This window comes from Pseudomonas sp. NPDC087817 (genome assembly GCF_044742875.1).
Classification (GTDB): domain Bacteria; phylum Pseudomonadota; class Gammaproteobacteria; order Pseudomonadales; family Pseudomonadaceae; genus Aquipseudomonas.
In genome coordinates this window covers 1-2,374 of the sequence record NZ_JBIUVJ010000160.1, presented here as the reverse complement: position 1 = coordinate 2,374, position 2,374 = coordinate 1, and the positions used below count along the sequence as shown (strand labels likewise).

Genomic DNA, 2,374 nt, shown 5'->3' with positions numbered 1-2,374 from the left:
CCGGCGAACAACACCGCGTAGACCGACAGACCGGCCATGGCGAAGAAGAACAGCAGGCCGATGTTCAGATCCGCGACGCCCCAGGTCGGGGTGATCGGGATAATCGCAAACGCGATCAGCAGGGCGGACATGGCCACCACCGGTGCCAAAGTGAAGATCACTTTATCGGCGAACGGCGGGGTCCAGTCTTCCTTGAAAAACATCTTCAGCATGTCGGCGGCGATCTGGAACATACCAAACGGGCCAACGCGGTTCGGACCGTAACGGTCCTGCCACCAGCCCAGCAGGCGACGTTCGACAAAGCTGAGCAACGCGCCTGCGACCACAACGGCCAGCAGAATCACGATGGCTTTGATGACCGTCAGGATCACATCGATCACTTCAGGGGTGAACCAGGTCATTGCGCTGCCTCCTGCAGACCGTCGACGGATACGCCGGCGAATGCCGGTGGAATGCCGGCGATGCCCGCAGGCAATGCCACCAGACCTGCGCCCAGTTCTTCATTGATACGCAGCGGCAGACGCAGGGTCTGGCCGGCGACGTTCAGGCTCAGCAGAGCACCGTCGTTGACGCCCAGACGATCCGCTTCGGATTTGGCCAGAGCGACGTACGGAGCCGGAATGCGCTCTTGCACCGGCGCGGCTTTCGACGAGTTCTCGTCGCTGCCGAACAGGTGGTAGAACGGCACGGCTTGCCAGGTGCCCGGCGCCGGGTTGAATGCACGCGGAGCGGCAGCGAACCAGTTCAGCGAATCGCCAGTGCTTTCGATCAGGCGGGTGCCCGGGTCGCCAGCGCGCAGGTGACCACCGACTTCGTCCTGGAACTTGTTCCACGCTTGTGGCGAGTTCCAGCCCGGGGACCAGGCGAATGGCACTTGCTGACGTGGCTCAGCCGAACCCGAGTAACCTTCCATGGAGAAGGCGAACGCGGTGTCTTTGTCTTGCGGGGTGCGTGGTTCGTGAACGCTGATGTCGGCGCGCATCGCGGTGCGACCGGAATAACGCAGCGGCTCACGCGCCAGTTTCAGACCCTTGATGCGGAACGCGGCGGACGGTGCAGCGTCGACGATACGTGCCAGTTGCTCGGTGCTCGAAGCCACGGCAGCGGTGACGTGGTCGAGTTGCGTCCAGTCGATCGGCTGGTTCAGCAGGGTGGCGCGCAGGGCGTGCAGCCAGCGCCAGCCTTCGTGAACCAGAATGCTTGCGTCCAGGTATTGCGGATCGAAAACCTGGAAGAAGCGCTGGGCGCGACCTTCCTGGCTGACCAGCGTACCGTCGCCTTCAGCGAAGCTCGCCGCTGGCAGAACCAGATGTGCGCGGTCGCTGGTGGCGGTCTTCTGATGATCAGCAACGATCACTACTTTCGCAGCGTTCAATGCCGCATCGACCTTGGCTTTCGAGGTGCGGGTGTACAGATCGTTTTCCAGCACAACGATCGCGTCAGCCTTGCCGTCGATGACGGCTTGCAGCGCCGCATCAACCGATTCGCCACCGAGCATGGCCAGGCCGAGGCTGTTGGCTTCCGGCACGATCAGGCTGATCGAACCGTTCTTCTCGCGCAGCTTCAGGGCTTTGGCGATGTTCGCCGCCGCTTCGATCAGGGCTTTGGAGCCCAGCGAAGTACCGGCAATGATCAGCGGACGTTTGGCCGCGAGCAGGGCATCAGCAATGCGCTTGGCCAGTTCCAGTGCTTCGGCGTCCAGACCTTCGACGGCCGGGGCGCTGGCATCCAGAGCGTGAGCCACGGCGAAACCGATGCGCGCCAGATCGTCTGGAGCGGCGTGTACGCATTCTTCGGCAACGTCGTCGAGCTTGGTTTCCGCCAGGCTGGCGATGAACAGCGGGTTCAGCGCGTGCTGACCGATGTTCTTCACTGCGGCGTCGAGCCAAGGCTGAACGCGCATGGCCTCGGCCATGTCTTCGGCTTTGCCTTTGACCGATTGACGCAGGGCCAGGGCCATACGGGCGGCGGTCTGGGTCAGGTCTTCACCGAGGACGAAAATGGCGTCGTGGTCTTCGATGTCGCGCATGTTCGGCACTGGCAGCGGGCTGTCTTTGAGCACTTGCAGGACCAGACGGATGCGCTCCAGCTCGGAGGCTTCGATACCGGAGTAGAAGTGCTCGGCGCCGACCAGTTCGCGCAACGCGTAGTTGCTTTCGAGGCTGGCACGCGGCGAACCGATACCGACGATGTTGCGCCCGCGCAGCAGATCAGCGGCTTTATCCAGTGCGGCGTCGAGGCCCAGCTTGGTGCCGTCGGCCAGCAGCGGCTGACGTGGACGGTCGGTGCGGTTGACGTAGCCATAACCGAAACGGCCACGGTCGCACAGGAAGTACTGGTTCACCGAACCGTTGAAACGGTTTTCGATGCGACG

2 protein-coding genes are annotated in these 2,374 nt (G+C 62.9%); both read right to left on the bottom strand.

All coding sequences use genetic code 11. The features are described from left to right. The coding region (locus ACIONG_RS30340) for an NADH-quinone oxidoreductase subunit H (protein ID WP_401304698.1) at positions 1-401 on the bottom strand (401 nt) is incomplete at its 3' end. After that, positions 398-2,374, bottom strand: a 1,977-nt coding sequence (locus ACIONG_RS30335) for a molybdopterin-dependent oxidoreductase (RefSeq protein WP_401304695.1), incomplete at its 5' end; no start/stop codon positions are given. The genes ACIONG_RS30335 and ACIONG_RS30340, both read right to left, overlap by 4 nt.